This window comes from Bacillus sp. Medicinal_06 (assembly GCF_056711665.1).
On sequence record NZ_JBWYHD010000005.1, the window covers coordinates 1 to 23,726 of the forward strand.

Below are 23,726 nucleotides of genomic sequence, written 5' to 3' on the forward strand. Positions count from 1 at the left end.
CCATCTTTATAAAGAGCTAAAATAGCTAATTTTTCAGCTTTAGAATATTTTATTCGTGACATAAAAACGCCCTCTTAGATAAACAGATTTTTATTTTTTATCTGTCTACTTAAGGGGGAGCATATCATCTTTTTTCAAAATGGATTCTTCTCATTTACCGTAAAATATGGGTTTGTGAGGTGTTTTTGATTAAACATTATTTTAAAGCAACACCAAAAAATAAGGAAATACGAGGAATTGATGCAGAATAAAATGAATGTTATAACATTGAAAGTCTGAGCTTCAAGACTTTGTCTATGGAGGGAATGTAAAATGTTAAAAAGAAAATTTAACTATTTATTATTAATCCTTGTAATGATTACTTCTTGTGTTGTTCCTCTTTCTACAGTTCATGCAGTTATACAATCCTCTGAAAAATCGATGCAAGAGCCTGGAATAAAGTATGAGAATAATGATTTAGGATTTTCACTGACACTTCCAGAGTCTTGGAGAGATAAATACAATGTTGAAGTAAGGGATAAAACCAATGTAGCCTTTAGGGTTAAGCTTCATAGAACCTATGACGATGAAAGATATAATAATATCTTTCTTTTTACGATTCATGTGGGCGATGAAAATCTAGAAAAAGAGGGTGGGGAAGATTTTCTTATTGGAACTAATAATGGGAAAGCCTACTCAGTGAGTGTGGATTATGCACTTCAACATTACGACCGTTATGAAGAGATGTTTCCGGAAGCAACTGAAGGCGAACGCAGGATGATTGCAACGATGACCAAGCAAATAACAGATATTTTAAAAAGTTTTAAAATGCTCGACAAAAAAGCTAACGGTAGATGGGAAGCTCCAAAAAGGTTTACTAAAAACCTATTATATGATTTTGAAGCGATTAGAACCACAAAAATTTGAAAAGAGGAAGTTGTGTTTTCTATAATTAAAACTCCTATCGACAATATTCGCACTGAAGTTATTAAGAAACCTGTAAGTGCAACGAACTATATCGGTATAAATGGCGGATTCAATGATCAGAGTAATGGGACAGTGGAACCTAGATCAATTTCTTATTACAATCCTGCTATGGTAACAGATGGATCAACTGAGGTAAGTAATTTTAACAGTACGAGCAACCCTGAAAGATTTCCGAACACTATCGCTTCTCGATCAACTTTCGTTACTTATTACGATAAAAATGAAAAGCGGACTAAAGCAACAATTATCCCAGCTGCGAGCTTGGACGATGTGTTCAAACAATTTGCACCGCATCAAGAGGTCATAAATGCAATTGGTGGGAAAGGATATGACATAAACCATTTTAGAGGGAGCAAAAAAGATTATTCTCAAACTCCTCTCAGAAGAACCATACTAGCATATAAAGAAGAAAACGGTACTGTCTATGCTTATTTAATCATTACACAATCTTTTGTAACAGTTGAAAGGCTAAAGCTACATGTTGAAAAGTTAGGTTTTAAGGAAAATGAAAATATTATGTTAGATGCATCTGGATCGACATCAATGCGAGCTAAGATTAAAAAATTTAATGGTAAATGGGAATGGTATGTAGATAAAGGGAGCGAAGGTATCGGTTTGTTTTCATATTTTTTAGTTTACTTAGTGGGATATTTCTTCGATACGGACACAAAGAATCCTGCAGATAGGAAAGTATACAACATGATTAGATTAATTGATGAACCTAAAAGCTGAGATCATTTCTCGGCTTTTTGACTGCACCCCAAATGTTAGCTATGTTATTTCTAACATAGCTGAATGTCATTCGTATCTAATACCTCTAATGCCTCTATTCCGTTATAAGTTCTTAAAACTTTAAACCCTTCTTGTTTCAAATGTACGTTAATTAATTGAACAATATCTCTATCGTCATCTACGATTAATATAGATTGTTGATTCATAGTTCATCCTCTTTAATGTTTATTTGAAATATACTCCACCACTTTATATTAACATAGCTATAGGATTAGAACTTTGAAATACACCATTTATTCTCCATAACTTGTATTATCTCTAAACTAATAGCAAAAAAGCTAAGACACATACGCCCTAGCTTTTTATCTCATCTATCTCTCACTTAAATAAGCATTTTTATACGTATATACCCCACCAAATTGATGCTTTTCAATGCCTTTTACATACTCTTTTTGTATATATGCCGAACCAGTATGATAAAGAGGGGCAACCGCAGCATCTTCTAACAATAGACGCTCTGCTTGTTGTAAAACTTCCCATCTTTTCTGTTGGTCTAGTACCATATCATCTTTTGCTTTCTGTATAAGATCATCATAATTAGAATTTGAGTAGTTCATCTTATTGTTTGGGTTATCAGTTGTAAATAATTCTAAGTAACTTATCGGATCTTTATAATCTGGACCCCATACTACCATAGAAATATCATATTGTCCTGTTTGTTCAATTTGCAATTTTTGTTTAAATGGTTGCTGTTTAATCCGCACTGTTATACCTGCTAAATTCTTTTCGAGTTCTCCTTTTATATATTCCGCTATACGCTTTGCATTGTCTTGTTCAAATGTTAAAAATTCAAGTGTGACACTTTCTGTACTTAGTTCTTTTTTTGCATCTTCCCAAAGTTTTTTTGCCTTTTGTAAATCCTGTACAGCAATATCTCCATTTTCCTTCCGAAAATCTTTTCCATCTGTTTCATTCTTGTATCCTATTGGTATAAGACCTTGTGCAGGCATTGCACCATTGTTCATGAAATGATTTACAAATTCCTCTTTATTTAGTGCTAAAGAAATAGATTTCCGAATTTTTTTATTTTCTAGAAAAGAATTTCTTTCATTAAAACGAAGCATGGCTACTGCAGGCTCGTTTGCCATATGTAATTCTTTATTATCTTTATATCGATCTACAAACGTAGAATTTATCGGCACTCGGTCAAGACTTCCAGATTCATACAAATTAACAGCTGTCATCGTATCTTTTACAATATGAAAATTTATTTCATCTAGCTTTACTTTCCCTTTATCCCAATATGTATTGTTTTTCTTCAATTGAAATTCTTGTTCGTGCTTCCATGTTTCTAATGCAAATGGTCCATTATATATAGCATATTTAGGTTCTAGCCCATAATTTTTTCCTTGCTTTGTAACAAAGGCTTCGTTCTGTGGTAAATAAATAGGCAATGCTAATAAATGTAAAAAATAAGGAACCGGCTGTTCTAATTGTACCTCTAATGTATAATCATCTTTTGCGTTTGCCCCTATTTGTTCAATAGGAATATTCCCTTCATTTATTCCCTTTGCATTCTTTAAATAAAAGAGCATATATGCATACTGCGAGGCAGTTTCCGGATTTAAAGTACGTTTCCAGGCGTAGACAAAATCATGTGCCGTTACAGCTTCTCCATTTGACCATTTTGCATCTTTACGTAAATGGAATATATATCTTTTTCCATCTTCACTTCTCTCAAATGACTTTGCCACACCTGAAATAGGTTTATCTTGATGATCTAGAACATATAATCCTTCAAATATATTTTGCATCACATGTGATGATGTACCATCCATTGTTTTCACTGTGTCAAGGGAAGGAATTTCTTCTGATACCGTTACGTTTAATACTTGTTTTTTCACTGCTTCATTTGTTTTTATAGCTTTACTACTGCAAGCAGTTAACAGTAACACAATTGTAAGTATAAATGCAATTGAGCGTTTCTCATGTTGCTTCATGAATTTTTCTCCTTAAATTCAAATAATATTATAAAACGCTATACATTATAGCAGAAAGACCAGTATAAAGTCGTGATATTCTATTGAATATTTATTTGTTTCACATAAAATTCATAAAAAAAAACGCCCTCCTCTTCTATTTGGAGTGAACCCTGAGAATGAGACGATAAAAAACACCTCTCTAAATCGTAAGTATCAGTTATGATTTTAATGGAGGTGTTTTTCGTATGGGGAAAAAGACGCATTATCCTGCCGAAATAAAGTGGAAAGTAGTTGAAATGAAACACCAAGGATTCAAAAATAAAGAAATTATGGATGCCTTAGGAATTAAACATGTGGCTCAAATTAAAACTTGGATGAAATGGTATCGTGAAGGCGAAACCTATCGGTTTGAACAATCTATTGGGAGACAATCTGCACATGGAAAAGGCTTAAAAAAGTTAACAGAACTTGAACAAAAAGAATTAGAAATACGTTATTTAAAGGCAAAGATTATATTGCTGGAAAAGTGCCAAGAAATCTTAAGGAGGTGGGAGGAAAAGAAAAAATAATGAAAATGATAAAGGAATGGCAATCAATTTTTACAATTGCAGAACTGTGTTCCATATTTAATATTTCACGTGCTACTTATTATCGTTGGAAAACGCAGGAGAAAACAGTAACTAATCATGAAGAAAAAACCGTAATAGAAATATGTCAACATCATAAATATCGGTATGGATATCGTCGGGTTACAGCTTGTCTACGTGATCAATTTAACATCGTAATGAATCATAAAAAAGTATTACGTATCATGAGAAAATATAACGTATTATCTCGGGTTAGAAAAAAGAAAAAGATATTTGTGCTCGGTCATGAACCAGTGGTAGCTAAAAATAGAATACAACGGAGATTTAAAGCTACCAAGCCTAATGAAAAATGGTTCACTGATATCACGTATTTGATGTTCGGCAATAAGACTCTTTATTTTTCATCTATTATAGATGGGTTTAACAATGAAATTGTAAGTTATAAAATAGGTGAAACACAGGATGTTTCTCTTGTATTAGATACTCTAAAAGAGGCTTTAAGAAAGCGAAATGTGATTGATACGATTTTACATTCCGATCAAGGAAAAGTGTATACATCAAAACAATTTCAAACATATGCCAAAGAAAAAGGCATTATCACAAGCATGTCTCGTACAGGAAACTGCCATGATAATGCCCTCATAGAATCCTTTCATTCTCATTTGAAATCCGAAGGATTCTATGCGCAAAATATAAAACAATCGAATAATGCTAGTATAATACAAACTGTGGAGGAATACATCCACTACTATAATAATGAACGGATTCAGAGAAAATTAGATAATATGTCACCTATAGCTTATAGGAAACATGTTGTCTAGGTGTTTTTTCTTTGTCTCACCAAATGGGGTCAGACCATCTATTTCATTAAAAAGGATAGCGTTCTTTATCAATTTCTCTATTTCAATTACATCTTCAGTCCTCGCTTATAACGACTCGCTTCAAAAATAATGCGCTCTTCATCTAATGTTTTACATTCACCATTCCATACAATATGCTTCCCGTTAATGACAACATCCGATACATCTTTTCCACTTGCTGCATACACAAGGTGTGATAACACTTCTTCTGCTGGCTGTAGATGCGGCTTATTTGATGGATCAATTGTAATAAAGTCAGCACATTTCCCTACTTCAATGGAACCAGTTTGTTTCATTCCAATAACTTCTGCAGCTCTTCTTGTTGCAAGTGAAAGAGCTGTTTCAACTGGTAATGCTGTTGCATCTTTATGAATTCCTTTTTGTAATAAGGTTGCAATGCGAAGTTCTTCAAACATATCTAAATTATTGTTAGATGCAACGCTATCTGTTGCAATGCCAACATTAATTCCCGCTTCCAACATCGACTTGACATCCGCTATACCCGATCCTAATTTTAAGTTGCTATTTGGATTATGAGCCACACGAACATCATGTTCCGCTAAGAAAGCACGCTCATTTTCATTTAACACAACCCCATGCGCAATAACTGTTGGTCTCTTAAATAAGCCACAGCTTGCTACATACTCTACTGGACGTTTTCCATATTGCACTTCAATATCCCGTACTTCACGCTCTGTTTCTGAAAGATGAATGTGGACCATTGTCTGATTTTCCACTGCAATGCGTGCACACTCTTCCAACATTTCTGTAGAGCATGTGTATGGACTATGAGGAGCAACCATCGTTGTTAGCATGCCATCTTCACTGTAATATCGTTTTACATATTTCTCTGCATCTTGAATTGCCTTCTTTTCATCCTCTTTTGTTCCAAAACTGAATAAAGTTCTTGAAATTGCTGCACGCATTCCGCTCTTACGAACTGTTTCCATAATCGCATCTTGATCCACACCAATTGGATTAAACATATCAGAGAATGTTGTCGTCCCGCTTTTTACCATTTCTAATAAACCAAGTTCTGTACTCGCAACGGCAAGTTCTGGAGTAAATTGGCTTTCCAGCGGCCAAATTCTTGTTTCAAGCCAAGGCTGCAGTAACATATCATCGCCAATTCCGCGTAAAAGACTCATCACAACATGTGTATGTGTATTCACAAGTCCTGGCAATAGCCATTTTCCTTTCAGATTTATTACTTCATCTACTTGAGCCTCACTAGAAAATTCACCATTTTTCACTTCTATAATCTTATCATCTTCTACAATGATATATCCGTTTTGTAACACTTCATTCTGTTCATTTAATGTTGCAATCGTAGCGCTTACATAAGCTGTTTTCAAAAGTATTTCCCCTCTCAACTCTATGAAGTACATTCCCTTTAATAAGTTACCACCATTATAGTAACTTATTAAACATTAAGAGTCAAAAGATATTTCACTTCAGACAAATTCTATTGCATAAAGATATGCACTTTCTGTTTTAAAGCATCATATTGCCTGTCATTTGTGTCTGCAAATGCTTCTTCTCTATTAGAAGTAATATCCATATAAGCTATCTCTTCAAAAAATTGTGTTGCTGTAAAATCATATCGCTTTCCATTTATAACATTATAAAAGTGCCAGCCTTCGCCAACTTGCGTCTTCTTTATTTCTCCTCCAAGGAAATCATGTACAACAAGTGCTGTTACACCACATTGCCCTTTTGCTGGATTTTCTATCGTCCATTTGGAGCTTGTATCAAGTGACCAGGATTTCAGTAAAATCTTTTGTATCTGTTCAATTTTTAAACCTTCCATCTCAGCATCTCCTATGTATAATCAGTTTTATACATCATATTGTAAAAGTGGCAAAACTCGCCCTGCAAAAACTGTTGAAGGTGTCTCTCCGATTAATTTTGCTCCCATTTTCATATAATAACCTTTTGCATTAGGATCGCTATCAATTGTAAAACTCTTCATTCCTAATTCAGCTGCTTTTTCTACAACGCCTTTCCATAACACTTTTCCATAGCCTTTTCCCTTATAAGCAGGATGTAAGTATAAAAAATCAAGGGTACCCTCATCTTTACGTAAAAATGCGAAAAAACCAATTTTCACTCCTTCATCTTCTAAAATATATACGTAGTTATTTTTCACATACTCTTCTGTAATTGTTAAATCTTCCTTGCATGCTCGTATAAATTCTTCGCTGTAATCCCAAGTTGCCTTTGATGTTAGTGCTATATGACTTAGTTCATTTGCTTCGTTTAATAACGCTTCTCTCACTATCAACACTATCTCCCTCTTCTCCTATATAAATTATTTAAACTACTACATTACAATTATTCATCTAAAGTACAATTTTTCCTTTTGAAATGAATACATCACTTACTTTTATGTTTCATTCTCTCCAAGTGCATAGAAAATCAACACAAAAAACTATCACCGAAATTAAATTGTTGAGATTTTTCAATGTTAGTTAATTTGTAATACCAGATTCCCCATATCCAACTATACCGCTATGCAATTATGCATATCATCACATTAAATGCGCTTTTTCTCTTTTATTCGACATTATTCTGTATTACAATTCTGTTAAATTAAAATTTTCAAAACAAAAAGAGGAGAGATAATATGAATAAAAAGAAGAAAATTACTTCAATTAGTATTTCTACTGGTCTTGCTTTATCTATATTCGCTCCATACAGTTTAGCAAATGCACAAACAAATGATCAATTACAAGTCAATATGGAAGATGACACTTACCGAGCAGGAGACTTAACTCTTCCTTCTCAAAAAGCTCCAGAGCATGTAGTAAAAGATGCATTAAAAGTAAAAACAAAACAAGCCTTATCTCCTAAACAAGTAAACAAAGAAGAAAAAGTAGACTTTAAGGTTACCCAAAAACGTCCCTCTTATGACGGCACGACATTAGTACGTATACAGCAAACTTATGAAGGCCGCGAAGTATACGGTTATCAGCTTACAGCACATGTTGATAAAAAGGGTGTAATCAAAAGTATCTCAGGAGATAGCGCTCAAAACTTACAACAACAAGAGAATTTAAAAAATCCTGTTAAACTATCAAATGATGATGCAAAACAGTATATATACAAAAAATATGGAAACGATATCACATTTATTGATGAAGCTGAAAGTAAATTAGTAATTTATGTAGATGAGAATACAAAAATAGCAACAACTGCTTATCAGGTAACATTTAGCGCTGCCACACCACAGTATGTATCTGGAACATACTTAATAGATGCTTTTAATGGTGAAATTTTAAAAGATATGGTACAAGAATCCAATTTAAAAGTAGATAAAAAATTAGTTCAAGTTTTACAAAACGACAAGAAAAAGACTCTTACTTCACTAACAGGAAGAGGTACGGATGATTCTGGAATTACCCGCACTTTTGGGATTTCACAACAAAGTAATGGAAAGTATGCATTAGCGGATTACTCACGTGGAAAAGGCATTGAAACATATGATGTCAATTATAAAGATATTACAACACAAGATTGGGCATATCCTGGTAATCTAGTGACAAGTAATTCTACAACATTTAATGACTCTAAAGCAGTTAGTGCACACTATTTAGCAACAAAAGTATATGACTTTTATAAAGATAAATATAAACGCAATAGCTTTGACAATCTTGGTAAAAAAGTTGTTTCTGTTGTACACGCATGGGATTCTACAGAAACAAATGATCCTAAACAATGGTTTAATGCCTTAAGTTCTAATTCGAGTACAAGTAGCATGCTTGTGTATGGTGACCCTCTTGTAAAAGCATACGATGTTGCAGGGCATGAATTTACCCACTCTGTTACTGCGAGTGAGTCCAAGTTGAAATATGAAGGACAATCAGGCGCTATTAATGAAGCTTTATCAGATATCTTTGGTGTAGCTGTTGAGAAATATGCGAATAATGGAGCATTTAACTGGACAGTAGGCGAGCAATCAGGAGACATATTTAGGGATATGGCAAACCCCTCTTCCCTTTCTACTGGCTTTGGAGCATATCCAGATGATTTTAAAGACTATAAAAACCTCCCTCTAACTAGTGATGGTGATTATGGCGGCGTGCATATTAACTCTAGTATTATTAATAAAGTAGCTTACTTAATTGCAAATGGCGGCACTCATAACAACGTAACAGTTCGAGGCATTGGTGAAGATAAGATGTTTGATATCTTCTATTATGCAAATACAGATGAATTAAATATGTCATCTGATTTTAAAGAATTAAAATCTGCTTGCATCCGTGTTGCGACGAATTTATATGGTGCAAACTCCGCTGAAGTTCAAGCTGTTCAACAAGCCTTTAAAGCAGCTTTAATTGATTAATTATAATATTTTGATTTTTAATAACACATTCATTGAATCACTTGCTCTAACGAGTTTCATTCTAGAAAAAATAAAGAGCTAACAATTGGGGTGCACTTCATAAGGTTGTTGACTTTTCATAAAAACATATTAATCAAATGTTGCTTTTGAATAAAGTTTAATCAAAAGTAGCTTGCAAATCCTTTTTTAGTGGGAATCAAAAAGAAACCATTTTGAAAAAAGAATGATCAAAATGGTTTTCTATCAAACAGATTTAAGTTTTCATTTTATAAAAATGTTTAATCAAACTTACTTGGAATTTTTGGATTGAAGGAATAAAGCATCGCATCTCTTTTTAAAACATCATAACTTTATTTCAAATCCACATAAATTCACCCGTTAGCTTGATAACAAATGATTACAACCCACTATTTCTCCCTTGCACGTAATTTGCATAGTTTTCATCATTTTCATCCCCAATAGTCCAGATAGGGGTTCCGCCACATCGCTATCAAGCTAAGAAAATGCAACTACCCCCAGAACAAGATTTTGTGCTAATTTGTAATAAAAAAGCTCATTTTTTCGTTTTGGGGATACCTTAAAATTTTAAGTTGATGGGCATGGGATCCCGCCCACATTTTAACGAAAATATACGCTAAGCAAATTCCAACATAAAGCGAGCCGAATTTTCTACTCTTAAGAAAAATTTCGGTTCGTTTTATGGTTTCATGACAAGTTGTTTACTGAACAATAAAGTTCTTTATTGGAACAGGCTACTTTCTTCAACAATCGGGCCAGATTGTTGAAGAAGAAATATAATAAAAATGCTTTTGATTGTTTTATTAAACGAATTAAACCGCAAAAAACAAGAAGAATTCCCCCCCCCTTACTAGTACACTAAATCCTATAAAAGGGGGGAGATCATGAACAATAAAGCCATTGGATTATTTCAAGGAATTGCGTTATACATTTCAGCTATTCTAGGATCAGGTGTCCTTTTTTTATCGGGGGTAACGGCCTCAATAGCGGGCCCTGCATCTATTGTATCCTGGTTTATCGTTATTATAATTAGTTTTCCGCTTGCTTATTCCTTTGCTAGTTTGGCACGGATATATCCTGATTCCGGTGGAGCAGCAACCTTTGTTAGAAATTCTTTTGGATATCATCTTGGCAATATCGTTGGGTGGTTTTACTTTGTAACAGCAGCAGTTGGTCAAACGATTGTATCTTTAACTGGTGCTTTTTACGTCAGTCAGGCATTTGGATTTTCACATTTTGAAACAATTTTAATTGCCGTCTTTATTTTGGTAATTGCAGGTGTTTCCAATTATTACGGCGTAAATGTTAGTGGTAAAGTTGCATTGATTTTAAGTTCCTTATTACTAATTCTTTTAGCGTCAGCTGTATTTGTGGCGTTTCCAAGAATACAATGGGGAAATTTTACTCCCTTTGTTCCAAATGGATGGTTTTCTGTCGGGAACGCTATAACGGTTATCTTTTGGTCATTTTTCGGTTGGGAGGCGATTTGTAATCTGGCTGAGCACTTTAAAAGGCCAGAAAAAGATATTGTCAAAGGAGCAGTTATTAGTGCAGTTGTCATTGGATTATTATTTTTAGCGCTAAGCCTTGTCACTATTGGAACGGCCACGTATGGCAGTCAAGAAAGCAACCTGTCTCCTATTGGTGTTATAATGGGAGATACAGTAGGCGGAGGTGCCAAAGTCGTTACAGCTGTTTTAGCTTTAATTATTTGTACAGGGACAGCGAATGCTTTTGTAGCCAGCCTAACGCAATTAGGATATTCATTAAGCAGAGATGGTGCTTTCCCAAAATTTTTCTCAAGGCTGCATGCAACTACTCAAATTCCAAGACAGATGGTATTATTTGTTATCTGTTTTTCGGTAGCAGGTGTGTTAGTGACAAAAGCTTTGTCACTAACGTTTGATGATATTTTGTTTATACCGACTTCTCTTGGAATTCTAGTTTATGTTCTTTCAATGGCAGCAGGCGTTAAATTATTTAGGAAGAACACACCGGCATGTTGGGCATCGTTACTCTCTTTCATTTTATGTTTGCTGGTGATTCCATTTTTTCAATTGTATATATTTGTTCCGTTAATTGTCGTGGCTATATATACGATTTATATGATTTTGAGTAATAAGATTTTCGCCTACAAGGGAGGATTAAAATCTAATGAAGGATCAAAATAACCTTTCCAGAGATACCATGTGGAAAGCAACAGTATCATGTGATTCAGCGTATGACGGGATATTCTTTTACGCAGTCAAGACAACTGGAATTTTCTGCCGGCCTTCTTGCAAGTCTAAGGTTCCTAATTATGAAAATGTATCCTTTTTTTCAAATGCGCACGAAGCTCAAAGGGCAGGCTATCGCCCATGCAAAAGATGCCGATCAGATCTAAATATAAAAATATACGACCCGTTCGAATGCGTTTTGGAAGATACTATGCGATTGATAAAAAATAATTATGTTCAAAACATGTCTTTAAATGAAATTGCATCAAGGGTAGGAGTTAGTCGTTTTCATTTAAATCGGATTTTCAAAGAAAGAACAGGGTATACTCCTCGAATATATTTAGAAAGGATCAGAGTTAAGAAAGCAAAGGAACTTCTCTTGACAACGGTCTTTAATAGTACAGAGATTGGTTATCAAACAGGCTATCAAAGTGTATCTAGCTTTTATAATGCATTTAAAAGAAATACAGGATTTTCACCGAGTCAATTCCGTGCTTTCCATAGTGGAAATACCGTAAACCAAGAACTTGACTGAATTCACGTTCTTTAACAAAAGATAGCATGAATTAACAAGAGTGCTTTGTACTCATCGTATTTTTCGATAAATCATTACTGATTGATTAAAAGTAAACAACTTTGTATTGAACAATAATAAGCCATTTTTTCTCTGTTATAGAATTGTAAGCTTTTTAATTCAATCCTCAACAAACGGGCAGGATTATTGAACAAGTTTTATGAACTTTAGTGGTAGCATCATTAGTGAAATGCTTTATAACAACTAATTAAGGAGGGATAGAATATGAGAAATAACTTTCAAATCGTTGCGTTACAAGAGAAGGAGTTTAATAACCTATTTCTAATGAATGAAGAAGTATTAAAAAGTATCGGGGCAGTCAAAATAATAGCAAATAAAAATCCTGGATATCCTTGCAGGATAAGTTTGAAGGATGCAGAGGTAGGAGAAGAGGTAATTTTACTGAATTACCAATATCATAGTGTTAATTCGCCTTATAAAGCAAGTGGTCCTATATTTATACGAAAGGGAGCAACTACTGCTAAGCTAGATGTAAATGAAATTCCGCATATGTTACATCATAGGTATCTATCTGTACGCGGCTACAATGCTGACTCAATGATTGTAGAAGCAAGGGTTACAGAAGGTGTAAATTTAAGAGAAAATATAGATGAAATTTTTGATAATAAAGAAGTAGAATATATTCACATTCTTAACGCTAAACCAGGATGCTATAACTGCCTTGTTAATAGAGTGTGAAAAAATTGAAAATGCAAACTTCTATTATCCTATAAGGGGTACCACCAATCGCTATCAAGCTAATTCAACAAAATCCCCCCTAAAATGAAAAAATACGCTATTCTTTTTGTAGAATCATAGGAAAGGATGGCGTTTTTGTATGTCTATTTCTGTATCTGATGAATTACAACTATCTGCTCAAGAGATTCAAAGTTTTTTATCTCCAAATACCTTACGGGATCTTGCTAGAGATGTTGGTTTCGTACAACGAACCAGTAAATACCAAGCAAAAGATTTAGTCGCTTTATGTATATGGATGAGTCAAAATATCGCTACAACCTCTTTAGCTCAGTTATCTAGCTGTTTAGAAGCATCCACAGAAGTACTCATCAGTCCGGAAGGACTGAATCAAAGGTTTAATAAATCAGCCGTTCAGTTTTTACAACATATATTGACTAACCTTCTAAATAAAAAATTAACTTCATCTATACCACTTTCTTCTCCATACACCTCTGTTTTCAAGCGTATTCGCATTTTAGATTCCACTGCATTTCAGCTTCCAGATATATTTTCAACCATTTATCCTGGGGCTGGAGGATGTAGCCATACTGCTGGGATGAAAATTCAACTTGAATATGACCTATTAAGCGGACAATTCCTACATATCCATACAGGTCCAGGGAAACAACATGATCGAACCTATGGTTCTCTGTGTGTTCCAACTGTAGCACCAAATGATTTATGTATCCGTGATTTAGGGTATTTTCATTTAAAAGATCTTCAACATATACAAGATAAAAAGGCTTACTATATCTCTCGTATTAAATCCAATACACGTATTTATCAAAAAAATCTCACACCTGATTATTTTCAGGATGGAAGAATCAAGAAAGGTACAGAGTATATACAGATAGATATGGAGGTATTAATGAACTCTCTCCAACCAGGACAAACCTATGAAATATCCGCTGCTTATGTAGGAATGACTGATAAAGTACCAACTCGTGTGATTGTTCATCGACTTACAGATGAACAACAACAAAAACGATTGCAAGATCAAGCGGCCTAATTCAAAAAATGAAACCCGATAGGGTTTATTTCGCATGCAAACCTTTAAATTCTCTAAGCCTGGCTTTTAGAAAAAAGAAATAATCACTACTATACTTGACATTGTATAATCTTAGCTTGATAGCGATGGGGTCCCGCCAACCAAATGACATAAAACCCATGTTAAGACATTTTTTAGAATTGGAAACCTTGATTTTTGTACGCTAAGGATTGTAACTAAAATGAACGATTTTGTTACGCTAGAAACCCTTTTATATCAAGCTTTCTTTCCCTTAGCGTGGGTTTTATGTTAATACGTTGGCTGTACCCCAGATACGACTTATGTTTTATCAAATTTATTGTATTGAAAGGATGGTATCATTAAATCTCATTATTTAAATTAATAATTTCAAAAAATGCCCGTTCAGCTGACTGAAGTGCACCTTCAAGATGTCCACTATGTTGTGAATTTGTCTCTGTACCAGCAAAAATAATTTTCTTTTCCCATACACCTCCTACAGGTGGTTGACCATAGCTTTGATAGTTTTTAAGAGGACTGAAATCTTCCTCAACAGCCGTTTCAGCATCACTAGACCAATCTTTATAAAGAATAGCCTTTACGTTTTTAGCTTCACTTCCAAAGAGCTTAATTAACTGATCAATTACCAATTTTAAAATTTTATCTTGCCCCATTTTTTTACGTGCTTCTGGAGGCATTCCGAAAAAACCAAATAATGCACCAGAGCCTTTATTAGGAGAGGCATCATAAATTTCTTCTAAAGGACCAACTGCACTCAATACATATCCAGAAAGTCCTAATTCTCTCCAAAAGGGACGATCATAGACTGCAACTACCTTGGCCTGTCCCGCCATCCACGTCGGTTTTTTTACAATGTCAGAAATAAGATTTTGGGGGAGGGAAGGCGAAAATTCTATGTGATGCGCCACAAGACGGGGTGGCAATGCCAAAATTACAGCATCTGCATGAATTTTTTTTCTCTTTCCATCAGAAAGCTCTGCTTCAACCGTGATATCACCAGCTTCATTCAACTGAATTTTCTTAACTCGCGTTTCTAGATCAACTATTTCTGAAGGAATAGTCTCTGCTAGAGCATCGATAAGAGACTGTACCCCTCCAATCAATCGGACCCATTTTTCGTCAGAATTTTCTTTCAGAATACAGCGCTCTGGTGGCTTGATTTGGAATCGTTCTAAAAGTATTTCGCCTTTCTTATATTGTTCGAAAGTTTCTAAGTTTAGTTCTTTAACAAGGTTAGCAATATGGCTCTCATACTGTGGCCAAAACCACGTCGGGCCAAGATCAAATTTGCCTAGGTCAGGTCTGTTTGGATCAGAAGTACTCAAAACCCTACCACCAATCCTATCTCTAGCCTCTATAACCTTACATTTAATGCCTTGCTCAGTAAGTAATGATGCAGCTCGTAGGCCACTTAACCCCGCACCAACAACGATTACAGGATTGTTCATATTTTATCCCCCTTCTGACTGTGTTTTAGTTTGAATCAGCATAACACGAACAAAAAAACCATACAATATTAAAATTGTATGGCGAACAATATTAAGAAAACTCGTTTAGTAAACCTTTAAGGATCATTAATCCTTGCTCAAGCTCTTCAAGCGTTTTCGGTGCACAGACAGATAATCTTACAGCTCTTTCTGGAGAACTATTTCCAACTACAAAACGTTCAGCAGCATACACTTGTACTCCTTGCTTTGCAGCTAACGTTTCAAATTCAGCACCTGTAATTTTGCCTGGTAACAATAACCAACGAAAGATGCCTGTTTCAGCACCTAGACACATATAGTCTGCCAAATGACGATTTACGACTTGGTTTCTGCGAATGGTTTGTTCAAGATGACCCTCAATTATGACTTCAAATTGATTCGATACAATCGTACGTGCTGTCAGTTCTGCTAATAACGGTGAAACGGTTATATTTATATTATAAAGTGCCTTTGAAATGGATTCTTTGAATTGACTCGGCACTGCTAAATAGGCTAGTCGTAACCCTGGGGCTAATGTTTTAGATAAACTTGCAATATAGATAACCTGTTCAGGTGCAAATGATGCGACTGCTGGGAGAGGTTTCTTGTTGAGAAGATGGTACGATGCATCCTCAATAATGAACTGGTTATATTTTTCGGCTATTGCTGCAATCATTTTTCGATTCTCAACAGACATAAAGGAAGCTGTCGGATTATGATAATCTGGGATCAAATAAATGCCTTTAATATTATCATTTTTACAGGCATCTTCAAAAGACATTGGACTCATTTCATAGTTCTCTGATTTTATGGGTACTATTTGTACACTAAGCATTGCTGCAACAGTTTTTAAGCCAGGGTATGTATGACTGTCAACACCAATGCGATCTCCAGGCTTACAGAGGCTTGCCAGTGTAGCAGCAATCGCATTTTGACCCCCATTGGCAAATAAAATGTGATCAAATGTTGTTTCAAATCCACTTTTTCGGATTAGCTTTATAGCAGCATCCTTTTGCCAAAGGCTTTCACCTGCACGACCATAACCGAACCACTTATCATAATCTGTCTCTTGTAGCATACTTTTTAGTTGGATTAGCAGTGGCTCATAAGAAGCATTATCTGGTAGTGTTGCTCCCATTTCAATTAAATGCTTCGGCTTTGTATCTTCAAGTAAATACGCATTCGATAACGCATCATACGATACAAATGTACCACTTCCAACTGATGCACTTAACAATCCCTTTAACTCGCAGACTTTAAAAGCCTTTGAAATGGTACTCAGATTTAAATCCAAATAATCAGCCAGTTCTCGCTGTGGAGGAAGTTTTGTTCCAGGTAATAAAACTCCGTTTAATATATCCTGTTCCAATTGCCTTGCGAGTGCCTTATAAATAGGCTTTTTATTTTTATCAAATGCTGGCTTCCAACTCATCGGATAGTTTTCAAAAGAATTAATCGGCATCATAAACATCCTTTTTCACACAATTATATGATTGTGCCTTTTTTACCAATTATAACTTTTGTTATTGATTTTGAATAAAGTTTAATCAAACTTACTTAGAATTTATGAATACCAAGACCTATTTTTACACGTATCTCGGCTGTACCCTTTTTCAGTCTACAACTATTTTTTAATAGTCTAATACTTTTTTCTATGGTCTAAAAAAATTTTTTTAATGAAACATCAATGTTATAAACTACTTTTTAATCAAACTTTATTCAAAACCAACACCTTATGTAACTAAACTAATAAGTAAAAGGAATGCCACATATTAGTTGTGTATAATATGTGGCATTCCTTTTTTATATGATTTTTTATAATTTAGGTCTTGATAAATATATAAGTGAGGTTTCTTTTTATATAATATGTTCATCTAACCACGAAATCAAATCTTGGAATACTTCATCCCTATTTACTTCATGGAACATTTCGTGCCTTCCATTTTCATATAGACGAAGTGTTACATCTTTCACACCACAATTTTTATACATATTATATACTTCTTTTACACCTTTTCCCATGTCACCTACTGGATCACGATCTCCAGAAAAAATATGTATCGGAAGGTCTTTCGGCGTTTTCTCATATTCCTCTAGTTTATTCACTTCAAGCACACCGTTAAATAATTCACGGTAAAAACTTGTTGAACAAATAAAACCACATAACGGATCTTCTATGTATCTATCAACTTGACTTGTATCTGAAGAAAGCCAATCAAACTTTGTCCGATTGGGTTTAAAGTTCGAATTAAAATTCCCAAATGATAAAAAGTTCAACATTGGGCTTTTTGTTTTTGCACCGCGAAGCTTCATTTCAATTGTTGCCACTTTATGGCCTATTACACCTAAAAGTCCAGGATTTCCACCCGTCCCAGAAATAAGGAATCCATCATATAGTTCACCACGAAGTTGCACAGCACGTCTTGATAAGAAAGAGCCCATACTGTGCCCTAATAAAAAGAGCGGGCAAGTATGTTCATTACGAATCAATTCCGATACAAAGACTATGTCAGTAACAGCCTGATTCCAGCCAACATTTGGTTCGAAATGACCGTAATCCGCTTCTTGTTTTGCTGTTTTCCCATGCCCCCGATGATCATGAGCATACACACCATACCCAGCTTTCAATAAGGCATCAATGTATTCTGTATATACACCAGCATGTTCTGTCATGCCATGTGCAATCTGTACAATTCCACGAGGTTCACTTTCCGGCAGCCACTTGCGTAAGTAAATTTCTGATCCATCCAATACCGTAACAAAGCTTTCCTGTATGTTCATTTTGACGGCCCCCAATCTATATAATCTATTAAGAACAATAATAATCTATATCTCTAGAAATGAATCACTATTCATTCTTCTTACTATGTATTATATGCAATTGTTTTCGTTATGACAAACACTGTATTTTCTAAACAAATCCTTAACCTACTGCCTTGACGAATATAAAAATAAAATCATATAGTTACTTACATAAAGTAACTATATGATTTTAGGAGGTAGCAATTATGATACCGTCATTATTTTTAGCACACGGCTCATCCATGCTTGCTATTCAAGATACAGATTATACACGTTTCCTTAAAACCCTTGGAGAAACATATAAACCAAAAGCAATTGTTATTTTTACAGCTCACTGGGAAAATGAAGTATTAACTATCTCATCTTCAGATAATGAATATGAAACAATTTATGATTTCGGCGGATTCCCTCCCGAAACGGATATATCTCCGTAAACTTTTATGTACATAAATAGGACGCTCACGATAAAATGTGTACATGTTGATTTGAAATAAAGTCGTACCGGTTTGAAGAAAGTTGCACCGTTTATAAAAAAGTTACGATGATTTAAAAAAAGTTTAACCGTTTTATAGGAAGATTTTTCAAGAAAACATTGTTGTTGCAAGGTTTATAAAAACTGTTGATCGAACTTTCTTATAAAATTTGTATACGGGGTAGCACCACATTGCTATCAAGCTAAGCCCATACAACGTTAATTATAGTAGAGGTTGTTTCTTTTTTCTAAAAGCTACGTGTAGGGAATTTAAAGATTTGCATACGAAATAAACCCTAACGGGTTTCATTTTTTTGATTTAAGCCGCTTGATTATCCAACATGGTACAATTGTAAAAGACACCTAATATATCAAAGACTGTTTTCTTCTCATATCGATGAGATTTTCTCCCGTTTTGCTGTAGGAGGTTGAACAGGCGAATTAGAATCTTTGATAGCTCTTGGGTGTCTTTTTGTATAGCTTGGAAAAGAAGAAGAAAGTAATCTTTAATCATATATATGGCCTTATATTCACTCAGTTCTCGTTTCTTTTTCATAAGAAGCAATTGCTGCATTTGAAACATGATAGAAGAACAGAGTAGAATTGCAATCAGTTGCCCATACAAATGGCACTCCAATCGTTCTCGTTTGATCTTTTTACAATGATGAATATGAAGGAATTGTCCACTTAATAAATCATACTCAAGCTGAATCTTCATCCCCGCTGTATGACTGCATCCTCCTGCACCCGGATAAACGGATGAAAAGAGATCTGGGAGTTGAAATGCAGTTGAATCTAAAATACGGATACGCTTGAAAACAGAAGTAAATGGAGAAGAAATCGGCATAGATGAGGCCAGTTTTTGGTTTAGTAGTTCAGCTAGTATGTGTTGTAAAAATTGGACGGCTGCTTGATTAAATCGTTGATTCAGTCCTTCAGGACTGATGAGTACTTCTGTTGATGCTTCTAAACAGCTAGATAACTGAGTTAAAGACGTCGTAGCGATATTTTGGTTCATCCATACACATAAAGCGACTAAATCTTTTGCTTGGTACTTACTGGTTCTTTGCACAAAACCAACATCCCTAGCAAGATCTCGTAAGATATTGGGGGATAAAAAGCTTTGAATTTCTTGAGCAAATAGTTGTAATTCATCAGATACAGAAATAGACATACAAAAACGCCATCCTTTCCTATGATTCTACAGAAAGAATAGCGTATTTTGTGACTTAACTCATAAAATTGCATACCAATAACCCATAAATTTGCAGAGAGTTTATTTTGTAATCATTCATTTTTTGGTTTTTATGATAAAATTTACATATATAAGGAAGGTGGAAGACTATGAGAAAATTTTCTCGAACAGGAAAAATATTATTAGGTTTTGGAGCGATTCAAGTGTTTTGGGGACTTGTAATGCTTAGAATTAATTTATTTGAGCATACAAGTGAAGTGGTAAAAAATGGTATTCTAATTACTGGAATGGTTTGTTGCATTGCATCTAACTTTTTTAAAGAACCTAAGAGTTATACTAATAAGTGAGTTAATGTTAACTTAGAGGAAGCATAAACCTGCATTTTATGCAAAGTTATGCTTCCTGTTATATATTTTTTCATTTTAAGGGGGATTTTGTTTTGTTAGCTTGATAGGCATGGGGTCCCACCCACATTTTAACGAAAACATATGCTAAGCAAATTTCGACCGTGAAGAGCAGCTGAGGAAGCTATAAAACGTCTAACCAAGAGCTCTAAAGCAATTAACTTCAATAGTGTGGCAGAAGAAGCCGGAGTGAGTAAAGCCACACTGTATAACCATACAGAGCTCAAAGAACACATCAATTTCTTGCGAAATCAACAAGAAAAAGCATTTGTGGACTCTAGGATTAAACGGGACGAGAACAATCAAAATGCCGTCATCGCTTCTCTTAAAAGAAGAATTGAAAAGTTAGAGAAAAAGAATAAAGAGCTTGAAGAAGAAAATAAGCAATTGCGTGAAAAAGAAAATGAAAAGCTTACTGATTACTTCATGAAGTTATAAAATTAGGACCGTACATATTAGACATATCTAAAATGTACGGTCCTTTTGTTTACTAGTGGTTCACTTATCTAACCTAAAGATAAGTATGTGGTCCTTTTACAATTTGAATTTCTTTTTAAGCTTCTTATATTTTCTATATGAACGTCTAACAATGTTTAACATGAAATACGGTATTTTAACAGGGAAAGGCAATTTATAAATGAAAGGCAAGTAAAATGTAAAATATGCCTTTTCTAGGTCTCTCCACTTACTATCTTCTTTTGTTTTTAGGAAATCAGATACATCGACTACATATCCCCTTCCGTTTTCCATCATCACATTTTTCCCATGAACATCACAAGGAGTTAATCCTTGTTCCCTTGCATACTCTAAAGCTTCATTGATATCAAGGATTACCTGCTTAGGAATTTTAATCCCCTTATGAATAGCATCGTATAAGGTAATTTCTTTTAAACGTTTCAATACTATGAAATTTTCTCCTTTATATATAAGCTTCGAATAAGAAGGATGATTTCCGATTCTTCGGTATACTTCTGACTCTTTTTCAATTCCTTCTCCTTCTCGCGCGTAAACTTTCACTACCCAATCTTTGTATTCTTTGTGCATAAATACTGCGGCATAATTACCTGTCCCTAAACACTTCCAAAGTCTAGGAATATCTTTAACTACTACAGGCTCGAACTCATCCTCACTTCTTATGCTTACCTCTTTTAATAATTCGTTCTTTATCAATCCCACAAAACTATTTATACTCATCGTTTCCACTCCGGTTTTGCTAAAAGGGGCCCACCCACATTTTAAAGAATGTTGGTGCTACCTCAATTACTATCTTAACAAATTAAAATTTTGTCTCTCTATTCTTTCATTCTTTCCTCATACTGTTTAGCAAGCTTATAAAAAGAAGAACGTTTAATGCCATACTTTTTCATGGCTCCTACTGCTGTAATTGAACCAGATTTCCATTCCTTGTAAGCATCCGTAAATTCTTCTGTTATTTCAACAGGCGGACGTCCTAAACGCCTACCTTGTTTTCTGGCAAGAGCAATTCCTTCAGCTTGACGTTGTTTAATATCAATTCGCTCTTTTTCTGCAAAGGCAGATAATATTGTCAGTGTTGCTTTTTGAATTGCGCTCTGAATAACATCATTTGTACTTTCTCCAGTGTAATTGACGTTAATGTATGGTTCCTTTATAAATTGTAAATTTACTTTATGTTTTTCGTAATATTTAAATTCTTCTAATGTATCATTCATATTTCTTCCAAGTCTTGTCAAGGAATCAAACACAATGGTATCTCCTGTACGAACAAGACGTTTTAGCATTTGATAATTCTCTCGCTCCATATTTTTTCCAGATTCTTTATCTATGAAAATATCCCGTTCTTCTATCCCTAAATTCTTCATATTCTGAATTTTCCGTTCTTTGTTTTGATCTTTACTCGAAACTCGCACATATCCAAATTTTTTATATTTCATATGCTACACCTCATTGATAATTATAGCAATTATGTCTGTAAAGGTATATAAAATAAACAGATGTCTGTAAAATAAGAAACGGATATTTATAGACGTGATTTTTTATAGTTTCCTATGTATCTGTAAAGGTATACCTTTATAAACTGTTGTTTACTTTTCCTATTGGCAAAAGAAATATTCCAGTACCAAATAACCCTTATTTACCGGGAAAATTGCCTTAACGTACAGCAAACACCTTAAAATGTGTCCAAATTGTAACATAACGTTCAATTTTCTTTTTTTGATATAGTGAGGCCTAAAAGGTGTAGCACCAGTTTACGTATAAAGCAAGTGTGCAGAGATAATAAAGTTGTTTAATTTACAATAAAGTCATTTAAAAAATAATATAATTGTTTAAAAATCCTTCTTCCACTAACGGAGTAGATTAGCTCAATAAGGAATCAAAATAAGAACTTGTAGCTTCTGAAGAAATGGAAAAAAAGAAAGATTTTAAATACAAAGTAGACTCTGTTATACAGAGGTAGAGAGATATTATAATTCATTTGTGATAAATTAGGAATAGTTTGATTTGTTTAAAACTGAGTAGAGGATTATAAAGTGTGTGCGTTTTTTTGCCAAGTCCTATATGTCTTATTCTATGGAGGAAATATGCTTAAAGATAATTTTAAAATTAGTAATATTCCCACGGTTTTATGGGGAGATAAGAGTGAAAAAATTTTTATTGCAGTACATGGAAATATGTCAAATAAGGAAGATGCAGTTATTCAAATATTAGCTGAAGAAGCCAATCAAAAAGGTTATCAAGTATTAAGCTTTGATTTACCTGAGCATGGAGAAAGAAAAAATGATAATACTCCTTGCAAAGTACAGTTTTGTGTTAGTGAATTATCTATAATTATGAATTACGCAAAAGAACATTGGAAAGAAGTAAGCGTGTTTGCATGTAGTATGGGAGCTTATTTTAGCCTTTTAGCCTATCAAAATGATGTGTTAGAAAAGGCATTATTTTTATCACCAGTAGTTAATATGGAACGAATTATCGAAAATATGATGAAATGGTTTAATGTAACACCAGAGCTTTTGCAAAAAGAAATGACTATAGAGACACCTATTGGTCAAAAGTTATATTGGGATTATTTATGCTATGTAAAAGAACATCCTATTAATACATGGAATACAGATACATATATTATGTATGGAGCCAAGGATGAACTGTGCGAATTTGAAACTATTAACTATTTTACAAAAAAACATCGTTGTGAATTAGAAGTCATGGAAACAGGTGAACATTACTTTCATACTGAAGAACAGTTAAAGATGTTTGAACAGTGGTTACACAAACATATCGATTAACAAATTACAATTCGGTTATACATAGTTTTGTAAGTAAGTATGCACCTGAAAATTCCAGAGGACAATATATGGCAGC

The 23,726-nt window shown here is 34.2% G+C and carries 19 protein-coding genes and 4 pseudogenes; 12 read left to right on the forward strand and 11 right to left on the reverse strand.

Annotated elements, in window-relative coordinates:
• Nucleotides 1-312 precede the first annotated feature (312 nt).
• On the forward strand, nt 313-906 hold the full coding sequence (locus tag AC1M36_RS12920) for a hypothetical protein (protein ID WP_479845940.1): 594 nt from the start codon (nt 313-315) through the stop codon (nt 904-906).
• A 12-nt stretch (nt 907-918) separates the two neighbouring features.
• Complete coding sequence (locus AC1M36_RS12925; RefSeq protein ID WP_479845941.1) at nt 919-1,698, forward strand: hypothetical protein; 780 nt, start codon at nt 919-921, stop codon at nt 1,696-1,698.
• Between the two features lie 56 nt (nt 1,699-1,754).
• Here AC1M36_RS12925 and AC1M36_RS12930 read toward each other — a convergent pair.
• Both AC1M36_RS12930 and AC1M36_RS12935 read right to left on the reverse strand, forming a co-directional pair.
• Nucleotides 1,755-1,904: pseudogene (locus AC1M36_RS12930) on the reverse strand (response regulator); the annotation flags it as partial.
• Nucleotides 1,905-2,069: 165 nt separating this feature from the next.
• A complete protein-coding gene (locus AC1M36_RS12935) occupies nt 2,070-3,698 on the reverse strand; it encodes a peptide ABC transporter substrate-binding protein (RefSeq protein WP_336454638.1) in 1,629 nt (542 codons plus the stop codon).
• 227 nt (nt 3,699-3,925) lie between these two features.
• On the opposite strand from AC1M36_RS12935, the gene AC1M36_RS12940 reads away from it, so the two are divergent.
• Nucleotides 3,926-5,088 (forward strand): IS3 family transposase gene (locus tag AC1M36_RS12940; protein ID WP_479845942.1). Its coding sequence is split into 2 segments (ribosomal slippage): nt 3,926-4,193 and nt 4,193-5,088, totalling 1,164 coding nucleotides; the frame shifts between segments, so codons are not numbered across the junction.
• A gap of 86 nt (nt 5,089-5,174) precedes the next feature.
• On the opposite strand, the gene AC1M36_RS12945 is transcribed toward AC1M36_RS12940, so the two are convergent.
• The 3 genes from AC1M36_RS12945 to AC1M36_RS12955 all read right to left on the reverse strand — a co-directional run bounded on the left by AC1M36_RS12945 (nt 5,175) and on the right by AC1M36_RS12955 (nt 7,411).
• Nucleotides 5,175-6,500, reverse strand: coding sequence for a bifunctional S-methyl-5'-thioadenosine deaminase/S-adenosylhomocysteine deaminase (locus AC1M36_RS12945; protein WP_336454355.1), 1,326 nt, complete (start codon nt 6,498-6,500; stop codon nt 5,175-5,177).
• Nucleotides 6,501-6,592: 92 nt separating this feature from the next.
• On the reverse strand, nt 6,593-6,937 hold the full coding sequence (locus AC1M36_RS12950; protein WP_336454354.1) for a YunG family protein: 345 nt from the start codon (nt 6,935-6,937) through the stop codon (nt 6,593-6,595).
• A gap of 27 nt (nt 6,938-6,964) precedes the next feature.
• Nucleotides 6,965-7,411 (reverse strand): GNAT family N-acetyltransferase, encoded by a 447-nt coding sequence (locus AC1M36_RS12955; RefSeq protein ID WP_336454356.1) that lies wholly within the window; start codon nt 7,409-7,411, stop codon nt 6,965-6,967.
• A gap of 342 nt (nt 7,412-7,753) precedes the next feature.
• Between AC1M36_RS12955 and AC1M36_RS12960 the strand changes: the two genes are divergently transcribed.
• The 5 genes and pseudogenes from AC1M36_RS12960 to AC1M36_RS12980 form a co-directional block, all read left to right on the forward strand.
• Nucleotides 7,754-9,472: a M4 family metallopeptidase gene (locus AC1M36_RS12960; RefSeq protein ID WP_336454353.1), complete on the forward strand. Its 1,719-nt coding sequence runs from the start codon at nt 7,754-7,756 to the stop codon at nt 9,470-9,472.
• A gap of 902 nt (nt 9,473-10,374) precedes the next feature.
• Nucleotides 10,375-11,661 (forward strand): APC family permease, encoded by a 1,287-nt coding sequence (locus tag AC1M36_RS12965; RefSeq protein ID WP_479845943.1) that lies wholly within the window; start codon nt 10,375-10,377, stop codon nt 11,659-11,661.
• Nucleotides 11,645-12,241, forward strand: coding sequence for a bifunctional transcriptional activator/DNA repair enzyme AdaA (locus tag AC1M36_RS12970; protein ID WP_000654819.1), 597 nt, complete (start codon nt 11,645-11,647; stop codon nt 12,239-12,241). The genes AC1M36_RS12965 and AC1M36_RS12970 overlap by 17 nt, the downstream gene beginning before the upstream one ends.
• Before the next feature lie 264 nt (nt 12,242-12,505).
• Entirely contained in the window at nt 12,506-12,979 is a 474-nt protein-coding gene (locus tag AC1M36_RS12975) for a DUF1203 domain-containing protein (protein ID WP_001245414.1), read from the forward strand.
• A 139-nt stretch (nt 12,980-13,118) separates the two neighbouring features.
• A pseudogene (locus AC1M36_RS12980) lies at nt 13,119-14,021 on the forward strand (IS4 family transposase); the annotation flags it as partial.
• A gap of 365 nt (nt 14,022-14,386) precedes the next feature.
• On the opposite strand, the gene AC1M36_RS12985 reads toward AC1M36_RS12980, so the two are convergent.
• The 3 genes from AC1M36_RS12985 to AC1M36_RS12995 all read right to left on the reverse strand — a co-directional run bounded on the left by AC1M36_RS12985 (nt 14,387) and on the right by AC1M36_RS12995 (nt 18,292).
• On the reverse strand, nt 14,387-15,493 hold the full coding sequence (locus AC1M36_RS12985; protein WP_479845944.1) for a flavin monoamine oxidase family protein: 1,107 nt from the start codon (nt 15,491-15,493) through the stop codon (nt 14,387-14,389).
• Nucleotides 15,494-15,584: 91 nt separating this feature from the next.
• Nucleotides 15,585-16,973 carry an aminotransferase-like domain-containing protein gene (locus AC1M36_RS12990; RefSeq protein ID WP_431613502.1) on the reverse strand — a complete coding sequence of 463 codons (1,389 nt, stop codon included), beginning with the start codon at nt 16,971-16,973 and terminating at the stop codon, nt 15,585-15,587.
• Between the two features lie 395 nt (nt 16,974-17,368).
• Entirely contained in the window at nt 17,369-18,292 is a 924-nt protein-coding gene (locus AC1M36_RS12995; protein ID WP_431613503.1) for an alpha/beta hydrolase, read from the reverse strand.
• Nucleotides 18,293-18,519: 227 nt separating this feature from the next.
• Here AC1M36_RS12995 and AC1M36_RS13000 point away from each other — a divergent pair.
• Nucleotides 18,520-18,729, forward strand: a pseudogene (locus AC1M36_RS13000) (dioxygenase); the annotation flags it as partial.
• Nucleotides 18,730-19,104: 375 nt separating this feature from the next.
• Here AC1M36_RS13000 and AC1M36_RS13005 read toward each other — a convergent pair.
• Nucleotides 19,105-19,959 carry an IS4 family transposase gene (locus tag AC1M36_RS13005; protein ID WP_431613504.1) on the reverse strand — a complete coding sequence of 285 codons (855 nt, stop codon included), beginning with the start codon at nt 19,957-19,959 and terminating at the stop codon, nt 19,105-19,107.
• A gap of 170 nt (nt 19,960-20,129) precedes the next feature.
• On the opposite strand from AC1M36_RS13005, the gene AC1M36_RS13010 reads away from it, so the two are divergent.
• Together AC1M36_RS13010 and AC1M36_RS13015 are read left to right on the forward strand one after the other, a co-directional pair.
• Nucleotides 20,130-20,327, forward strand: coding sequence for a hypothetical protein (locus AC1M36_RS13010; protein WP_479845945.1), 198 nt, complete (start codon nt 20,130-20,132; stop codon nt 20,325-20,327).
• A 174-nt stretch (nt 20,328-20,501) separates the two neighbouring features.
• Nucleotides 20,502-20,822 (forward strand): annotated as a pseudogene (locus tag AC1M36_RS13015) (DUF6262 family protein); the annotation flags it as partial.
• Between the two features lie 96 nt (nt 20,823-20,918).
• Here the strand turns inward: AC1M36_RS13015 and AC1M36_RS13020 are convergent.
• Nucleotides 20,919-21,578, reverse strand: coding sequence for a protein kinase family protein (locus tag AC1M36_RS13020; protein WP_431613506.1), 660 nt, complete (start codon nt 21,576-21,578; stop codon nt 20,919-20,921).
• A gap of 98 nt (nt 21,579-21,676) precedes the next feature.
• Nucleotides 21,677-22,297 carry a recombinase family protein gene (locus AC1M36_RS13025; RefSeq protein WP_336454346.1) on the reverse strand — a complete coding sequence of 207 codons (621 nt, stop codon included), beginning with the start codon at nt 22,295-22,297 and terminating at the stop codon, nt 21,677-21,679.
• 648 nt (nt 22,298-22,945) lie between these two features.
• Here AC1M36_RS13025 and AC1M36_RS13030 point away from each other — a divergent pair.
• Nucleotides 22,946-23,650 (forward strand): alpha/beta hydrolase, encoded by a 705-nt coding sequence (locus tag AC1M36_RS13030; RefSeq protein WP_431612903.1) that lies wholly within the window; start codon nt 22,946-22,948, stop codon nt 23,648-23,650.
• Nucleotides 23,651-23,726: the final 76 nt, after the last annotated feature.